Genomic DNA, 13,403 nt, shown 5'->3' on the forward strand with positions numbered 1-13,403 from the left:
GGTCCACAGCACGGCGCGGCCCGCGCGCTGCGCCTTATGGGCGCGCGCGGTCCCCTTGGCTGTGGACTACCTGGACGAGCGCGGGCGATATCCTGCTTGTCGCTCCAACACCCACACCCGTAAGCTGCAACGAGAAGGCCCGCGCCCCGACCTCTCATGCGACCCGCCCAGGGTGGGCGGATTCACCGAACCGGGTGGGCGGTTTCAGCCGAACCGCCCGGGCGAATTCGCCGAAATGCGCACTGCCGATCGCGGTCAGCTGGGTGTTGCGTTTGAAGGCCCGGTCGGACCAGTTCACGATGTAGTCCTGGCGATCGACGCTGATGTAGAGACCACGCAGGCGCTTCCGCGCGAGTTTGGCCTCGTGTGCCGCCAGGAAGCTCAGGCACTGCCGGTGTATGCAGTCGATCTTCTCGTAGACGGTCTGGGTGCTGATCCCGCGCGTGCAGGCGATGGCCCGGATCGGCTGCTCGTTCACCAGCGCCAGGAAGATCTCGCGGTTCTCGTGGGAGATCGCCTGTGGACGACGACGGCGCCCCTCGGAGAAGACCTTGCTGCAGCATCGGCAACGATATCGCTCAGTGCCATCCGACGTCCGGCCATGTCGGTAGCAGCGCCCTGACGCGCTGATCGGTACGCGGCGGTTCTCGCAGCGCGTGTTCGGGCATGCTGGCTCCGTGCCCGGCGCGGGACAGCGAGATACGCCGAGATCCGCGTCAGCTCTTCCTTGATACCCAGGTTGCTCTTGATGCTCGAGCGCTGCCCGCACTTCATGCGGAGCAGGTTCTTGGGCGCGGTCTGCGTACGTTTTCCGACCACCCGGTACCCGTCACTGACCCGAGGCGTGTCACGCCGCGATCGTCCGCGCCGGACGTCCTGGCGCGGTGACACGCCGAAGTTCTCGCATTCGACGTTCCGGCATGATCGACCTGGATGCCGTCAACCTCGGACGGAATCCGAGGTAGGCGACAATCCTTTCCTCGACTAAAAGGGGTTTCTACCAAAGGTTCGTAGTTGACCAAAGTTGAGGGGTTTTCCGGTGCCTCCTCGGCTCCCGAAGATTTTTTCGGCATGGGCGGGCGAACAGAACGCGCGGTTTACGTGGGCTCAAGCGTTTTATTCTACCCGATTTCGACTTACGGCAAACGGCTTGGCCATGACCCGGTCGGGCTTTGCGTACATCCTCGCCAAGCACGTCGGCGTCGCCGCCGCGACGTGTCCAGCCCTTGCGGAGAAGCGCGTCACTCCGCACGTCCTGCGCCACACCTGCGCCATGCACATTCTCCAGGCCACCCGGGACGTGCGCCAGGTGTCGCCCTGGCTCGGTCACGCCAGCCTGCAGAGCACCGAGGTGTACCTCCGCGCCGATCCGACAGAGAAACTCGCCACGCTCGCCGCATCCGAGTCCCCGCCGCTCGCGCCCGGGCGGTTCACGGCGCCCGACAAGCTGCTCGCCGTGTTGAAGGACACGAGCCGTACCGATTATGCCGAGTAACCCGGACCAGGATCCGCGGCTGCGGCCGGGTCACAGCCGCCAGGCTTGGCGTGCCGAGCGCGCAAGTGGTCCGTTGGGGTGAAGACGCGCGGCAGACCGAACTCGAGAGTCCACCACATCTTTACCACTTCACGCGCCCGTCGGCGTGCGTTCCGGATGGCGTTGTTTCAGACAACGACTGCGGCCAGGTGGGCGACCACCGCTGTGTTATCGGGACGCCCGGTCGGAACGCGCCCTTCTTGATCGCGACCGCGGCGCGCCCCAGCCGGGAGGTCGGGCCCCAGTAGGGGCCGTCCATGACCGGCCATCAACCGGGACCACCGAACCCGGGGGTCTCGGGGTCGGGCTCGTCCATCGGCTCGTCGTCTGGCGGCTCCGCCGGGTCGGTCATTGGTTCGGTCGGCGTTTCCGCCTGCGCTGCCGGAGTGTCCGTCGGATCGGCGTGTAAGGCGGCCCGCGTGTCGGGTGATTGCCGCGTTCGAAGACGTGCGCCGCGGATGCGGGACACCAGCGCATCGGACATGGGCGCCGCCGACCGGTCGATCGACGACGCCGCGGCCAGCTTTGCGCGCAGAAGGGGCGGAGCCGGCCGAGCAGGGGGCGCGCCTGCGCTCATTAGCCGAGCGCGCAGCAGCCGCCCTTCCGGGAAACCGCCGGACCTAGACCTGCCGGGGCCTGGCGCCATCGCGCGCAGCTTCCCCCGCAGCTGTGCGCGGTCCAGCGACGTCAGGACTCGCTCGGCTCCTCGACCCTGACGCCGAGATTCCGGCCGATCGCGATCAGGTTGCGGTCTAGACGGTTCAACCGGATCTCTACGGGGTCCTGCTGATCGGTCGCGTTCTGGCTCTCCTCGCTGGCGATCGGGCCCAACGCTCGCTCGATAACCTCCATACTCCTCTCGACGGCGGTGAGGCGCGCGTCCAGGTTCTGGATCGCGGTGTTCGTGTTCTGCAGGTCGTTGCGCAGGTTCTGCAGGATGGTAGCTGGATCCTCGGGCATTACTTGCCTCCAGGTTTTCGACAACGGCCACGGCGTCGGTTTCGCTGATCCGTGCAAGGTGCGCGAGGGGGCAGAGAACCTGACCCGTCCCCGGATAGGTCAATAGGGCGCGCGCCCAACCGTACGCAACCGTTAGGCCGTGCTTGGCGATCTCGTCGGCCACAGCCGTCGCGCCACCGGCGGCCCACGCGGCCCTCAGCGTGGCTGCCAGCGCAGGTAGGTCAACACCCTGCTGACGCGCTCGCCGTAGCTGACCGGTCTTGAAGCGGGCACGCGACGGCCGGGCGGCGTCCGCGGCGCGCACCTGCGCGGCTTCGACCGCCCGGCCACGGCCTTCCAGGCGGTCGGCCACCTGCCGGTTGAACCGACCGGGCGTGAGCGCGTGCCCCAGGTCCAGCTCCAGCCGGCGGGCCACGGTCTCCCGGGTGACCCCCGGCTTACGGTCCGGAATCCGCGCACCGCTCGCCGGGTCCACGCGATTCGCAACGAGGTGGAGGTGCGGCGTTGGGACGTCGTGGCCGGTGCGGCGCCTCTCGTGCTCGACCTGTACTGCCGGCGGTTCGGCCAGCCCGAGCTCCTCCGTCACGACTGTGATCGTGTGAGCGCGCGCGACCGCGTCCCAGCGCTCGCCCGGGGACGGATTGACGGTCACGTGCAGGCCGGCGTACCGCGCCCCCAGGGCGTGAGCGTCCTCGAACCCGGCCGCGATCTCGCGCCACGCCCCGGCGTAAACCCTGATCTCGTCGTTCGCGGGGTCCGCCTCCAGATAGCGGCGCAGGCGCCCGACGCCCCGGCTGGTCCGGACGAGCGTGATCGTGACGATCAACGGATCAGCCCGTTCAGGGTCGCCACGATCCGCTCGATCTCACGGACGAGCTGGGAGACGTCCTGTTCGCTGCTGTCGCGGGGCGAATCGGTTGAGGCCGCCCGCTCCAGGCCGTCGGCAGCGCGATTGAGAGCCCGGCGGAGCCGGCGGAGCTCCGCCGCATCCGCGGTGGCCACCCGCGTGGTACGGGCGGCGTCGTCGCACTGCGCCTTGACGAATGCGGACAGTGAAGCGTAGCCAAGGACCTGTGATGCGGTTTGCCACCTCCGGCGTTCGCGCTCGGACACGCGGATCGCCAGGTGAGGGCTGTTTCCTGAAGCCATGGTTTCGGCCCTCCTTATCTGTATAGACAGCCGTCCTGCGCTGGAAAAACAACGAAAACAAAAAGATGCCGGCGAAACGCGCGGGGACAGGCCGGTGATGTGAAGCCTAACCGTCACGCGCGTTGCCCTGTTGGCGGTCTTCGGCCTCAAGCCGGCGAAGTGCTGCGAGCGCTTCGGCCTTCGCCCCAGCCAAGGGAATTGGCGATACCTGGCCTTGTCCGCCGGCGCGAACTGCTCGCCAGGCTCCTCCAAGTCCCTGCGACCTTCGGGTGCCTCGTGGACGATCAAGGATCGGCCGGCCACGCCCGCCTGTTCGGTCGCCCCGCGTTCGCGATCGATCCGGTCAGGCTGGACGGTCCCGGCCCAGCCCTGGATGAGCGCCGTATCGGACGTTCCCCATAGGTGCTGTTCGTTTTCTCCACCCTTCATGTTGCGCGCCTTTTGGATGCCATTTGCCATATAGCGTGTCGATTTCGCCGCTTCGAAGCGAAGTGCTGGATGCGCACAAGTGTCAACATTTTTAAAAAAGCCGTCGGGGGCTCCTTGTAAACAGTTTTACACTTGCTGGCGCCCTGGTCTTAGCGTGTTTCTATCCACATCTATTGGGAATTTTGAAACGGAATGCAAGGGAGACAAGGGGCAACATTACAGGTCCGTCGGTTGCGTGCCCTTTGGCGGACCGCGGCGGGCGCTGTTTCGAGTGGCCCGACCGGGCCTCTTCACCTCCACGACCCGTACACGATCCAGTTTTCCGAAACCCGGCTGCGTCAGGTGGTCAGCGAAGCTGGGTGGGCCACATGCCTGTCGCCGCGCGTCGCGGCTGCTTCGCCATATGTCCCGCGCCGTCTTGCCGCTGGCTGGCACTGGGGGGCGCAGCGCTACAGACACGTCATCCAGTGACAACGTCCGGGCCGCTGTGGTTGCGCGCGAGCTTCAGGCGTTTTCCGACACAGCGTTCGACGGGCCGAGCTCGTCGCCGATCGAGGCTTTCGCGCCAGGCCGGGCCGTCTCCGTTGAGTGTCCGTTGCCGCGCCAGGAGGGAGGCGGGCCTGGGAAGCACGAGATGACGGCTGCTGACGGGGCGGATCAGGCGTCCGGTCCGCGCTTTGGCGTTGACGGACATCGCTTGGTTGAACGAGAGTCGGCCGCTTGGTACGGTTGGTGGTGAAAACGGACGAGCCGCCGATCGGCCTGTCACAGACCTCGCGCGCTCAGGCCACACCGTGCTCAGCTGCCGCGCTTCGCAGCAGACGCAGATTCTTTCTGCTCAACCGCCCCTCTTTCCATAGCCGGTCGAGACAGCCCTTTCCCACAGAGCTCGCCGCGTGGATATTGGCCAGGGACCCCAATTGGCTCCACAACCGCTCGAGGTAATGGCGGGCCTCCTGGGCTTCCGCTTCCGTGCATCGGCCGCCGCTTGGGCCGTTGTTGGGCTGGCCCCTTGACGGGTTGTCGCGGTCCGTTTGGTCCGACCGGGCATTCGAGCCGCCGTGGGTCGCGCCGTTCGTCGGGGAGGCCTTCGTTCGGGTGTCCGTCCGGGCCGGTTGCGCAACGGGCTGAGCCGTCTCAACCGGTTCGTCGTCGGGCTTGCGCGCGGACGCTGTTTCGCGCGTTGGCGCCTGCGGGGGTGCGGCTGCGGCCCGCGTCTGCGTCGTGTTACCGCTTGGCGTATCCGTGCTTGCCGGCTCCGGCGTTGATGGATCCGTGGCGGGCTCTTGTCCGCGACCCGCTTCGATCTCTCGGCACGTGGCGAGTAGTTTCGACCAAACCGCGCTGGCCTCGGGCCCGGCCGACGCCGCGAGTTCGGCAAAAAGCGTGGCCAGGCAGGCGAGGGCGGCGTCCAGCGACCAGGATCCGAGGCGGTGGGCGATCTGTCGGCCGAACTCTTGCCAAGCTCGGGAGCTGGTCGACGCGTGTGCCGCGGTCTGGCTCGCCGGGGTCGCTGCGACGCCGGTTTCCGGATCGCCCGTGGGCTCTGTCCTGACGGCGTTGTCGGAGCCCGACGTCGCCGCCGCCGGGTCGCTCTCTGCGTCCGGCGTTTTCGAGCCGGTGTGCTTGGTGCAGCCGCCGTTCAACGCACTCCGGGCCACTGCGTCGGGATCGCTGGCCGGATCGTGGTAGATGGCCTTGCCGGCGCGGGTAAGAGCGCCCTTGGTCACGTTCTTTTCCTCGCGCAACGTGAACAGCAGGGACCACGACAGACGGGTTCGATGGGCCGACTGACGGGCCCATTCGTCGCTCCAGCCGTAGCGCGCCCGCAGGAAGCCCGTCGCGCCGGGTTGCTGGTTCGCGGGCTGGCTCCTGTTATCTCGGCGAACGCGCCCCCCTAGTTCCTTGGCCCCCGCGCGCATGTACACCTCAAGCAGGCGCTTGAGGTAAATGGCCTCGTCGACCGGCCCGAGCTGTTTCCCGATCACGTCGTCACATCCGTGGAACGCGGCGGCCTCGGCGCCCGATAGGACGACGACGAAGACGTAGAGATGCTTGAGATTTTCCGGCCAGCGGCCTTTATCGCGCAGTCGCTTGAACGCTCTAAGACGAAGGGTGTCGTCGTGGACGACCCAGCGGCCATCGGCCTCGTAGATCAGCAAAGGCAGCACCTGTCCTTCGTGCCGGATCTGTTCGGCCGCGTGCACGACCGCCCGGTTGCTGGGCGTTTCACCCAGGACGTTGTCGCCTTCCACGAGTGAGTCGATGTGAACGTCGCGTGGCATGATGGTTACTAGCTCCGTTGACCCCTGCAAAAAGTCGCTGCTGTCCGTCGGTTGTCGATGGGTATCTTCGGTGATGTATCGATCTAGGTATAATCTATTTGTGACTCGTGTTGTGTCAATCCCGTTGGCAAAAATTAAGAGTGAACGCTTTTATCAGTGGTGCGTATATTCCGTTTCAAAAGCATTCCGGTTTATTTTTGTTGACAACGATTAGGGTTGGGACGGTCTGTGCTCGGATCGGGGTGTGTTTCCCCGCTGCGTCTGGCAGATCTGGCGTCGCCTTCTCAGGCGCGCCTTCCCGGCGCCCGGTGCGGCGGATCGGCGGCAGGACAGGGATCGGCTCGCAATCGCGGTCGGGGCGGCGCAGCCGGCGCGCAGGGGTCGCCGTTCGGCTTCGGGGACCGGGCCGCTTGCTGAGGCATGCTCCGGGGCCACCTGGCTCGAGCCCGGACATCAAGACCGCGGCGGTGACCCACGCGGGTGCGCGGCTTGCGACGGACGGAGCCGGTCCAGCGGTCCTACCGTGGCCCATGCCCGGTCGATCTTTTCTGGGGCGCAGGGGGGATCTGCATCGGTTTTGAGTAAGCTGGCCGTACCCGGCGGGTCAGCGACACCACGCAGGCGGGTCGTTTGTCGGCAAGCCGCGCGTCACAGCGCGCTAAAGTCGCCCCGCGGCGCTGGCCTGAGACCACGGCGGCGGCCTCTGGAAGGCGGCTGCGTCCGGGGGAGGAGGCGGGGGCCAACCTTTGGCGGGGCGTGGCCTCTCGCCGCGCAGCCGCCGCACCGGCACGGCCGGTAACGCCTTCACACGACACCCTTGCTGCCAATAAGGTTACCCCTCGCGGTAGCGGTTGACCGTCGCCAGAGTGGACACCGCGGGCGCAGGTATCCGAGGGAACCCATAACGATGGTTGGTGGTCTGACTGCATGCGGTTATGGCGCTGATCGGCACGACCAAAGACGATGCACGCCCTTTAAGGGGGTAGCTGCGCGCTTATCCACAGTCAGAGCAAGTTGCCTGATTTCGCGGCGGCCGAAGTGCCCGCCGTGCCTATGACCTCGGAAACGACGGCAGCACGCCCCCATCAACAACGCCAGCGATCGGAACGTGCGACCGGCGGTGATTTCCAAGGAAGTGCCCTGGCGTTCTGGCGCCGACTGAGGCACAGACTTGTAGCCGACGGGCGCTCCATCATCGATATGGACCGGCCACACCCCGTGTCATTCGCTGACGGGGTAGTGGCGGGAGGTGGCGTGACCTCGGAAGCTTCTGTTACCGGGGCTTGTGGGAAGTCCAAGGAAACATGCCGAGGTTCACGCCCGGAGTGAGCGTAGGCATCTGCTGACCCCTTCGTTCAATCGGTCCGTTCAACGCGAGAGGCGAGACGAGCGCCCGGGCACCGCCGGCGGCGCGTTGCTGCTTCGGGAGATCATGCGCTGAGCGGGCTGCGGCGGTTTCTGGTCGACAAGCTCCAGGCCCCTGCCGGCAGAAGGCGATCTGGTATCCAAGCGAGGACCTCCTCGCCGCCCTGGAAGCGAACGGCACCGTACCGTACATCGCGCACCTCAAGGCCAACCCGGCTGTTCTGGACAGCCTCAGCGCGGCGTTCCGCAAGCGTGTGCGCGGCCGCCCGCCGGACGCGCCCCGGCTGTGGTGCGGGGACCTGTCGTAGCAGGCCGGCCCCGGGACAACGCCGCGCCGTGTCATCCTGGTCCTGACGGAGCGGGCGGCGGACCGCGACCTGGATCGGTTCTGCCTGGTCATCAGCATCGCGCCCGAGCGCATGACGGTGCCAGAGATCCTGGCGCGCCACCGGCGAAGAGGCATGGCGGAACCCCACATGAGCGAATTGAAGGCGGTCTGCCATCCCGCACTGTCCGCCACGGATCGGCCGAAGACCTGCTACGCCGACCGTCCGGTCGTCAGCGCCGGCCAGCTGCGCAGCCAGGCGTAGGCGCAGAGCGCCGACTTCGTGTTCGCTCGCAACGAGGCGCTGCTCCTACTCAATCAACTGGTCTACCAGGTTCTGCACATCGCCCGACCCGCCCTGGAAACCGCCCGCGGCGAGGGGGCCTGCACTGGCTGGGCCGGGCCGTGCTCGTCATCGGTACGCGCGTCGTGACCGGCGGCCGACAGCTGAAGGTCATCATTGAGAACCGGTTCGCCGATCTCTGAGCCGCGGTGATCGAGCGCCTGTACCGATGGCGGTGAACACCGCAACCATGACACAGGCATCCGCGTCGTCAGCGACACTTGGTGAGCTGACGGCCGCGCATCGTTGATTAGTAGGTACGGACATCGAGCTAAGCAGGAGACCAAGCTGGAATCAAACTCCGATCCAGACGCCAACCCCTGACTGCGTCACGTGCGCCCGCCTGGCAACCATCATTCATCCTCGGAAATGCGTGCTTACGAGCAACGGATCACAGTGGGTATTGTAGACCCCCGGCTACTCCGATCTCTTCGACGCACAGGGTCGCGAGTACCGAACCGCCGTACACACTCGCGCGGGTGCGGTCTGCTGGCGCCAGCATCAAGGGGATCGGCTTGGCAATTGGTTATGTCTGAAAGATCGCCCCAGCATCTGACATCGCGACCGCGCCCGACGGACCGCGGGCGAGCCGGGCCGCCGCCCTCCGGCCGGCGGCCAGACGCCAGCGCGAACCGGGCGCTCAAGCGTCGACTGGCCGACGTGTACGGCCCGCCGCCTGCGCGAGCGCGCGCTTCAGGCCTCGCTGGACGCGTCGGACGTCGCCATGGCGGTCGAGATCGGTCTGGAGGGCCTGCAGCAGCGACGGGTCGAGGGTTGGTAGCGCAGCCCGGCGCACACCCAGCTCTGCCGCCACGTCGCCGATCAAATCCGCCATGATGGCGTCCAGGTCTCGACCAGCCGGAGCGGGGACCTCCACGATCGTCAAGCGGGACTTGAGGGGCGCCGCCAGACCGGCCGTTCTGTTCGCGGTCAACACCCAGTTCACCGAGCTGAGGTCCAGGTCGACGCACAGGCACTCGTCGTAAAACGCGCCGGCTGTCCCAGGCTCCAGCATCGCCAACAGGGTGTCCTGAAGCCGACCGTTGCGCGCGCTCCCGCCAGCTTTGTCAACCTCATCAACGACGATACCTGGGTTCGCGCAGGAATGATGCTGGACCGCGCGAAGTGCACCGCAGGGTTGTGCGCCGGCCCAGCCGCGCGCCGTGCCCTGCAAGTGTCGATTGTCACTCGCTCCGCCGGCGCTGAGGATGTCGCAACCGACACCCGCCTGGGCGAACAGCCTTCTGGCGAGGATTGTCTTGCCGCTACCCGGCGGCCCGACGAGCAGAAGTGGCCGGACGTGGAGCCAGGGCAGGCCGGCGTACGTCCGTAGTCGGAGATCGTCGCGCATGGGGGTCAGGGCGTCCGCCATCCAGGGGAACGATCCGACCAGGGTGTCGACGAACGCGTCCGGATCGGTCACGCGCCCGGCGAGCGGCAGCTCGCCCAGCAACGGCTTGAACTCCTCGATCAGGCGTTTGTCCTCGAAGCGGTGCCCGCCGGGCAGGGCGTCCGCTTGGATGACCCGCTTGGTTGGAACGTCCCAGGTCATGGCGCCCGCGTCGGGGGCGGGCTCCGCCGGTTCGGTGTCCGCGGGCGCGTCGGCCTCCCGCGCTTCTTTCAGGTCGTCGCGGTAGCGCGCTAGGGCCGGCGCGGCTTTGTCGACGTATCGCTCCGCGATGGTCGCCTGGCGCAGCGCCGCCGCGCGCTCGCCGGGCGCGGCCAAGCGGTTGCGGCGCTTGTGGCGGTATTCGGTCAGATCGTTCAGGTGCAACTCCTCCAACACGTCCGCGGCGTCACCGACGCGCGAGCCGTGCAGGCCCGGCGCATGCGCGGCCAGCAGCGCCCAGGAGGCCGCGAGATCGCGCAAAACCGTCGTCTTCGGCCTTTCGCTCAGCAGCAGGAGCGCCAGGCGGAACGCGGCCTGGTGGTCTTCGGCGACCGCCGCGCGCAGCAATCCGGTAGCTCCACCGAGCTCGCGCGGCGTGATGTCGACCAACCGCCGATGGAGGAGCTGCCATTCGGAGTGCGTTAGCTTTTCGGGGCGACGCCGTCGCCACCATTCGATTTCTCTCATGCCGTTCACCTCACGGGGTCGCTTCGCGTTTTGTGATGATCGAAACCGGTCGCTGCACCGCAGGGCCAGCACGCGGGCGCCGCTGGCGCCCGCGTTGACCGCTTGCGAACAGCCGGGGACTCATAGCGTGTGCACGTCGGCCTCAGACTCTAGAAGCGCCACCAGGGCCTCGACGGCGACATCGGCCGGGCTGGGCGCGGTCGTGTTCCGGCGCAAGCAGACCGGCAACCGAGCCACCTCGGGCATCGCCGCGATCAAGCGCAACCGGGCTACCGGCGACAGCGGCGCGATGACGGCCCGGGCCGCCTTGCGGACGTCGAGCGTGTCGTCGATCGCCCCCTGGACGGTGATCTGGTGGTTCAGCGCCTCGACCAGGTGGCGCACGGCGGGCGGCTGGCTCGCGGCGCCGGATTCGCCCGTGGGGGCTTTCGCGGTCTGAGCGGGGTGCGGCATGCGCGCGACGAGGTCGTCGATCGGCTGGTCGGCCGTCTGCGACCGGGATCGGGCGTGACCGTGGGCCCGTCGCGGGGCTCGACGGTCCATCAGGCGCCGTGTGGCCGAGGGGCCCCGGCTGTAAACGGCGGCATGTAGGGCGCGCGCCGCCCTCAGCAGGTGCCGACGCTTTTCGGGCGACAAGCCGCAGGCGGTCAGGTCGGCGGCCTGGATCCGTTCCTCGATCTGCGCCGGCGCGGCCGCCACGAGATCGGGTGTTTCCGCGCCGTACAGCCGGATCAGCAGGCGCACGTAGTGCCGGATCTGTCGCCGCGCATCGCGGCTGAGGTCCGGACGGACCTCGGCCAGCCAGCGGGCGAACCGGCTTTCCTCACCACTTGCCCGGAAGCCGGCTTCGGTGCTACTCGACAAGGTAAGGTTACCGTGGGCCATGATATCCTCCTTTATGACGGTGACCTTGCGGTTGACGACGACTCGAAGCGCGGTCTGACGGGGGCCTTTCCGTCAGGCCGCCATCCCGGTGAGACCCGGGATTTCCGCGTCGAGCCGGGCGCGGAAATAAGTCAGGTGCTGCTCAACCTGGGCGCGAACGTTCCAGCCGAAATGTCTGTCCAGTTCGGCTGCCCGCAGCGTCTTGTATTCGGGAAGCCCGGTGTGCCCGTAGTAGGACAGGGTGACGCACCGGCAGTCGGTCGCCAGTTGGCGCAATTGCTCCCGGGCGTACGAACGGCCGATCAGCTGTAATGCCGCGTCGTCCCGCAGCCGGGACCGCTGGTGATCGCGGCCGATTGGTTGCGATCCTCTCTTACATTCCAGAAACTCGATGATGCCGCTACGGCAGTGGAAAACGATCAGGTCGAGCTGGCGTGTCGGCCCGTCGTTCTCACTGTACTCGAGGGCGATTTCCTCACCCCGCTCGACGGCCTCCAGCGCGCGTTGGGGAATGGTGAGCCTGGGTTGCGCCACAACCTGAAGGTGCGGGGCGGCCTGCAAAGCTGCTGGAACGACACGGGAAAGCAGATGACCCTCGTAGGCTTGAAGGCTACGGGCCAGGAATGTCAGGCGGTTCGCCCAATCGGCTAGCGCCGGATCCGGGTTCGCCGGGGTTCGGGCGAGCCGTTCGACCTTGGCGTCGATTTCTTGACGGATTTCGTCGATCAACGTCGGGGCTCCTCTACGCTTCGCGTTCGACGTTGGCGCTCTGGGCTATACCTTGTTCGCGCTTGAGCGAACTGTGGGCGTTGACGAGGCACGTTCGGACCGAGCGCGCAGCGGGCTTCGCACCCGTAAATGCCGCGGGCCGGTTCGGGTCACCTTGATCGCGCCCGTTTCAGCCGTCGTGCGGTCGAAGAAAGCCATGACCTCAAGGATCACGCGTTCCCGGGCATCGGCGGCCTGTTCCGCGCGGCGCACGCCGGCGTTGTCCGTTGCGCTGACGTTCGCGGCGATCCGAGCAGCCTCCTCCACGCGTGCGCGGTAGCTGCGCCCGAGCGCGGCGACGATCTGGTCGAGGTTGCCCGCGGCCGCGACCTGCGCCTGCAGGACGGCGTCATCCGGGAATTCCCGGCTGAGGCGAGATTTCAGCGATTCGTAGGGCATTGTGACCCCTCATTCAGTTGGAAAAGCGCTTAGTTTGCTGAGTTATCTTATCTTCCGCTGCCCGTTCGGTTTGCGCGTGTCAGTGAGTCGGTGCTACGGATTAGCCTGAACCTGGGCACAAACAACGCCCTTCACGGGCAACCTTACTCACAAAGTAACACCCTGTTGCTCAAGCGTCAACAAGGGGAGGGCTTCTCGTCGATGACGCGTCAAACGCCACCCGTACTGATACCGGCTCAGTGTCGGGCCGGCAGAGCGTTGGTGGGCTTGCAACAGGGCGAACTCGCCGTTTTAGCCAAGGTAAGTCGGAAAACGCTGACAGACTTTGAAAAGGGAATTAGGCAACCTTACGAGCGAACAATTCGCGATATACGCGAAGCCCTAGAGCACGAAGGGGTGGTTTTCCTAGATGCAGATGACTTTGGTGGCGTTGGCGTGCGGCTTGCGAGGTTTTCGTGAAATACGGAGCCTGTTGCGGAATCGCACCTTCACGTGGCGAGCTAGGTTCGGGTTCGCGTTTTAATTGAATCTGGTGCGCCAGTTTGACTCTATCTCAGGTGTAGGTTCATCCCTGAGGGAGACGGATATGGCGGGTTTCTTCCGCGCCCCGGACCGCCGCCAGCGATACCTTCTGCCGGTGGACATGATGGACTGGTTGCCGTCGGGCGACATCGTCCACTGGGTGGTCGACGCGGTCGAGCTCATGGACCTTTCGGCGTTCGAGGCCGAGCACCGGGTGGGCGGCGCCGGCCAGGTACCGTTCGCCCCGAAGGTCCTGCTGGCGTTGTTGATCTACGCTTACAGCCAGGGCGTGCGCTCCAGCCGCAAGATCGAGCGGTTGTGCGAGCGCGATGCCGGCTACCGCTTCATCGTCGGCGAGCAGG

The 13,403-nt window shown here is 66.6% G+C and carries 12 protein-coding genes and 1 pseudogene; 4 read left to right on the plus strand and 9 right to left on the minus strand.

The genetic code is table 11. The features are described 5' to 3' along the window. Window positions 1–154 precede the first annotated feature (154 nt). Window positions 155–478 (minus strand): hypothetical protein, encoded by a 324-nt coding sequence (locus tag CKO28_RS23060; RefSeq protein ID WP_200343249.1) that lies wholly within the window; start codon window positions 476–478, stop codon window positions 155–157. A gap of 678 nt (window positions 479–1,156) precedes the next feature. Here CKO28_RS23060 and CKO28_RS23065 point away from each other — a divergent pair. Continuing rightward, the gene (locus CKO28_RS23065) at window positions 1,157–1,495 is read left to right on the plus strand and encodes a tyrosine-type recombinase/integrase (RefSeq protein ID WP_200343250.1); all 339 of its coding nucleotides are present in this window, start codon (window positions 1,157–1,159) and stop codon (window positions 1,493–1,495) included. Window positions 1,496–2,221: 726 nt separating this feature from the next. On the opposite strand, the gene CKO28_RS23070 is transcribed toward CKO28_RS23065, so the two are convergent. From CKO28_RS23070 to CKO28_RS23080, 4 genes and pseudogenes are all read right to left on the minus strand, one after another. Then, the gene (locus tag CKO28_RS23070; RefSeq protein WP_200343251.1) at window positions 2,222–2,494 is read right to left on the minus strand and encodes a hypothetical protein; all 273 of its coding nucleotides are present in this window, start codon (window positions 2,492–2,494) and stop codon (window positions 2,222–2,224) included. A gap of 400 nt (window positions 2,495–2,894) precedes the next feature. Further along, window positions 2,895–3,320, minus strand: a pseudogene (locus tag CKO28_RS29640) (relaxase/mobilization nuclease domain-containing protein); the annotation flags it as partial. Continuing rightward, window positions 3,317–4,102, minus strand: a complete 786-nt coding sequence (locus CKO28_RS23075; protein WP_200343252.1) for a hypothetical protein — start codon at window positions 4,100–4,102, stop codon at window positions 3,317–3,319. The gene CKO28_RS23075 and the pseudogene CKO28_RS29640, both read right to left, overlap by 4 nt. 752 nt (window positions 4,103–4,854) lie before the next feature. Further along, window positions 4,855–6,357, minus strand: a complete 1,503-nt coding sequence (locus CKO28_RS23080; protein WP_200343253.1) for a hypothetical protein — start codon at window positions 6,355–6,357, stop codon at window positions 4,855–4,857. A gap of 1,826 nt (window positions 6,358–8,183) precedes the next feature. On the opposite strand from CKO28_RS23080, the gene CKO28_RS28990 reads away from it, so the two are divergent. Further along, complete coding sequence (locus tag CKO28_RS28990; RefSeq protein WP_274611061.1) at window positions 8,184–8,312, plus strand: hypothetical protein; 129 nt, start codon at window positions 8,184–8,186, stop codon at window positions 8,310–8,312. Between the two features lie 718 nt (window positions 8,313–9,030). On the opposite strand, the gene CKO28_RS23085 is transcribed toward CKO28_RS28990, so the two are convergent. The 4 genes from CKO28_RS23085 to CKO28_RS23100 all read right to left on the minus strand — a co-directional run bounded on the left by CKO28_RS23085 (window position 9,031) and on the right by CKO28_RS23100 (window position 12,519). After that, window positions 9,031–10,347, minus strand: coding sequence for an AAA family ATPase (locus tag CKO28_RS23085; protein ID WP_200343254.1), 1,317 nt, complete (start codon window positions 10,345–10,347; stop codon window positions 9,031–9,033). 240 nt (window positions 10,348–10,587) lie between these two features. Beyond that, window positions 10,588–11,352, minus strand: coding sequence for a hypothetical protein (locus tag CKO28_RS23090; protein ID WP_200343255.1), 765 nt, complete (start codon window positions 11,350–11,352; stop codon window positions 10,588–10,590). A 72-nt stretch (window positions 11,353–11,424) separates the two neighbouring features. After that, complete coding sequence (locus tag CKO28_RS23095; RefSeq protein ID WP_200343256.1) at window positions 11,425–12,081, minus strand: hypothetical protein; 657 nt, start codon at window positions 12,079–12,081, stop codon at window positions 11,425–11,427. Between the two features lie 45 nt (window positions 12,082–12,126). Next, window positions 12,127–12,519: a hypothetical protein gene (locus CKO28_RS23100; RefSeq protein WP_200343257.1), complete on the minus strand. Its 393-nt coding sequence runs from the start codon at window positions 12,517–12,519 to the stop codon at window positions 12,127–12,129. Window positions 12,520–12,720: 201 nt separating this feature from the next. On the opposite strand from CKO28_RS23100, the gene CKO28_RS23105 reads away from it, so the two are divergent. After that, window positions 12,721–12,978, plus strand: coding sequence for a helix-turn-helix domain-containing protein (locus CKO28_RS23105; protein WP_200343259.1), 258 nt, complete (start codon window positions 12,721–12,723; stop codon window positions 12,976–12,978). Between the two features lie 127 nt (window positions 12,979–13,105). Then, a partial coding sequence (locus tag CKO28_RS23110; protein ID WP_200343258.1) for a transposase occupies window positions 13,106–13,403 on the plus strand: 298 nt, incomplete at its 3' end.

Origin of the sequence: Rhodovibrio sodomensis (assembly GCF_016583645.1) — a bacterium.
GTDB lineage: Bacteria > Pseudomonadota > Alphaproteobacteria > Kiloniellales > Rhodovibrionaceae > Rhodovibrio > Rhodovibrio sodomensis.

Bases quoted from the DNA above. Each gene is read 5' to 3' on its own strand.
- CKO28_RS23065 (WP_200343250.1), top strand. From the start codon at position 1,157: ATGACCCGGTCGGGCTTTGCGTACATCCTCGCCAAGCACGTCGGCGTC.
- CKO28_RS23070 (WP_200343251.1), bottom strand. From the start codon at position 2,494: ATGCCCGAGGATCCAGCTACCATCCTGCAGAACCTGCGCAACGACCTG.
- CKO28_RS23075 (WP_200343252.1), bottom strand. From the start codon at position 4,102: ATGGCAAATGGCATCCAAAAGGCGCGCAACATGAAGGGTGGAGAAAAC.
- CKO28_RS23080 (WP_200343253.1), bottom strand. From the start codon at position 6,357: ATGCCACGCGACGTTCACATCGACTCACTCGTGGAAGGCGACAACGTC.
- CKO28_RS28990 (WP_274611061.1), top strand. From the start codon at position 8,184: ATGGCGGAACCCCACATGAGCGAATTGAAGGCGGTCTGCCATCCCGCA.
- CKO28_RS23090 (WP_200343255.1), bottom strand. From the start codon at position 11,352: ATGGCCCACGGTAACCTTACCTTGTCGAGTAGCACCGAAGCCGGCTTC.
- CKO28_RS23100 (WP_200343257.1), bottom strand. From the start codon at position 12,519: ATGCCCTACGAATCGCTGAAATCTCGCCTCAGCCGGGAATTCCCGGAT.
- CKO28_RS23105 (WP_200343259.1), top strand. From the start codon at position 12,721: ATGACGCGTCAAACGCCACCCGTACTGATACCGGCTCAGTGTCGGGCC.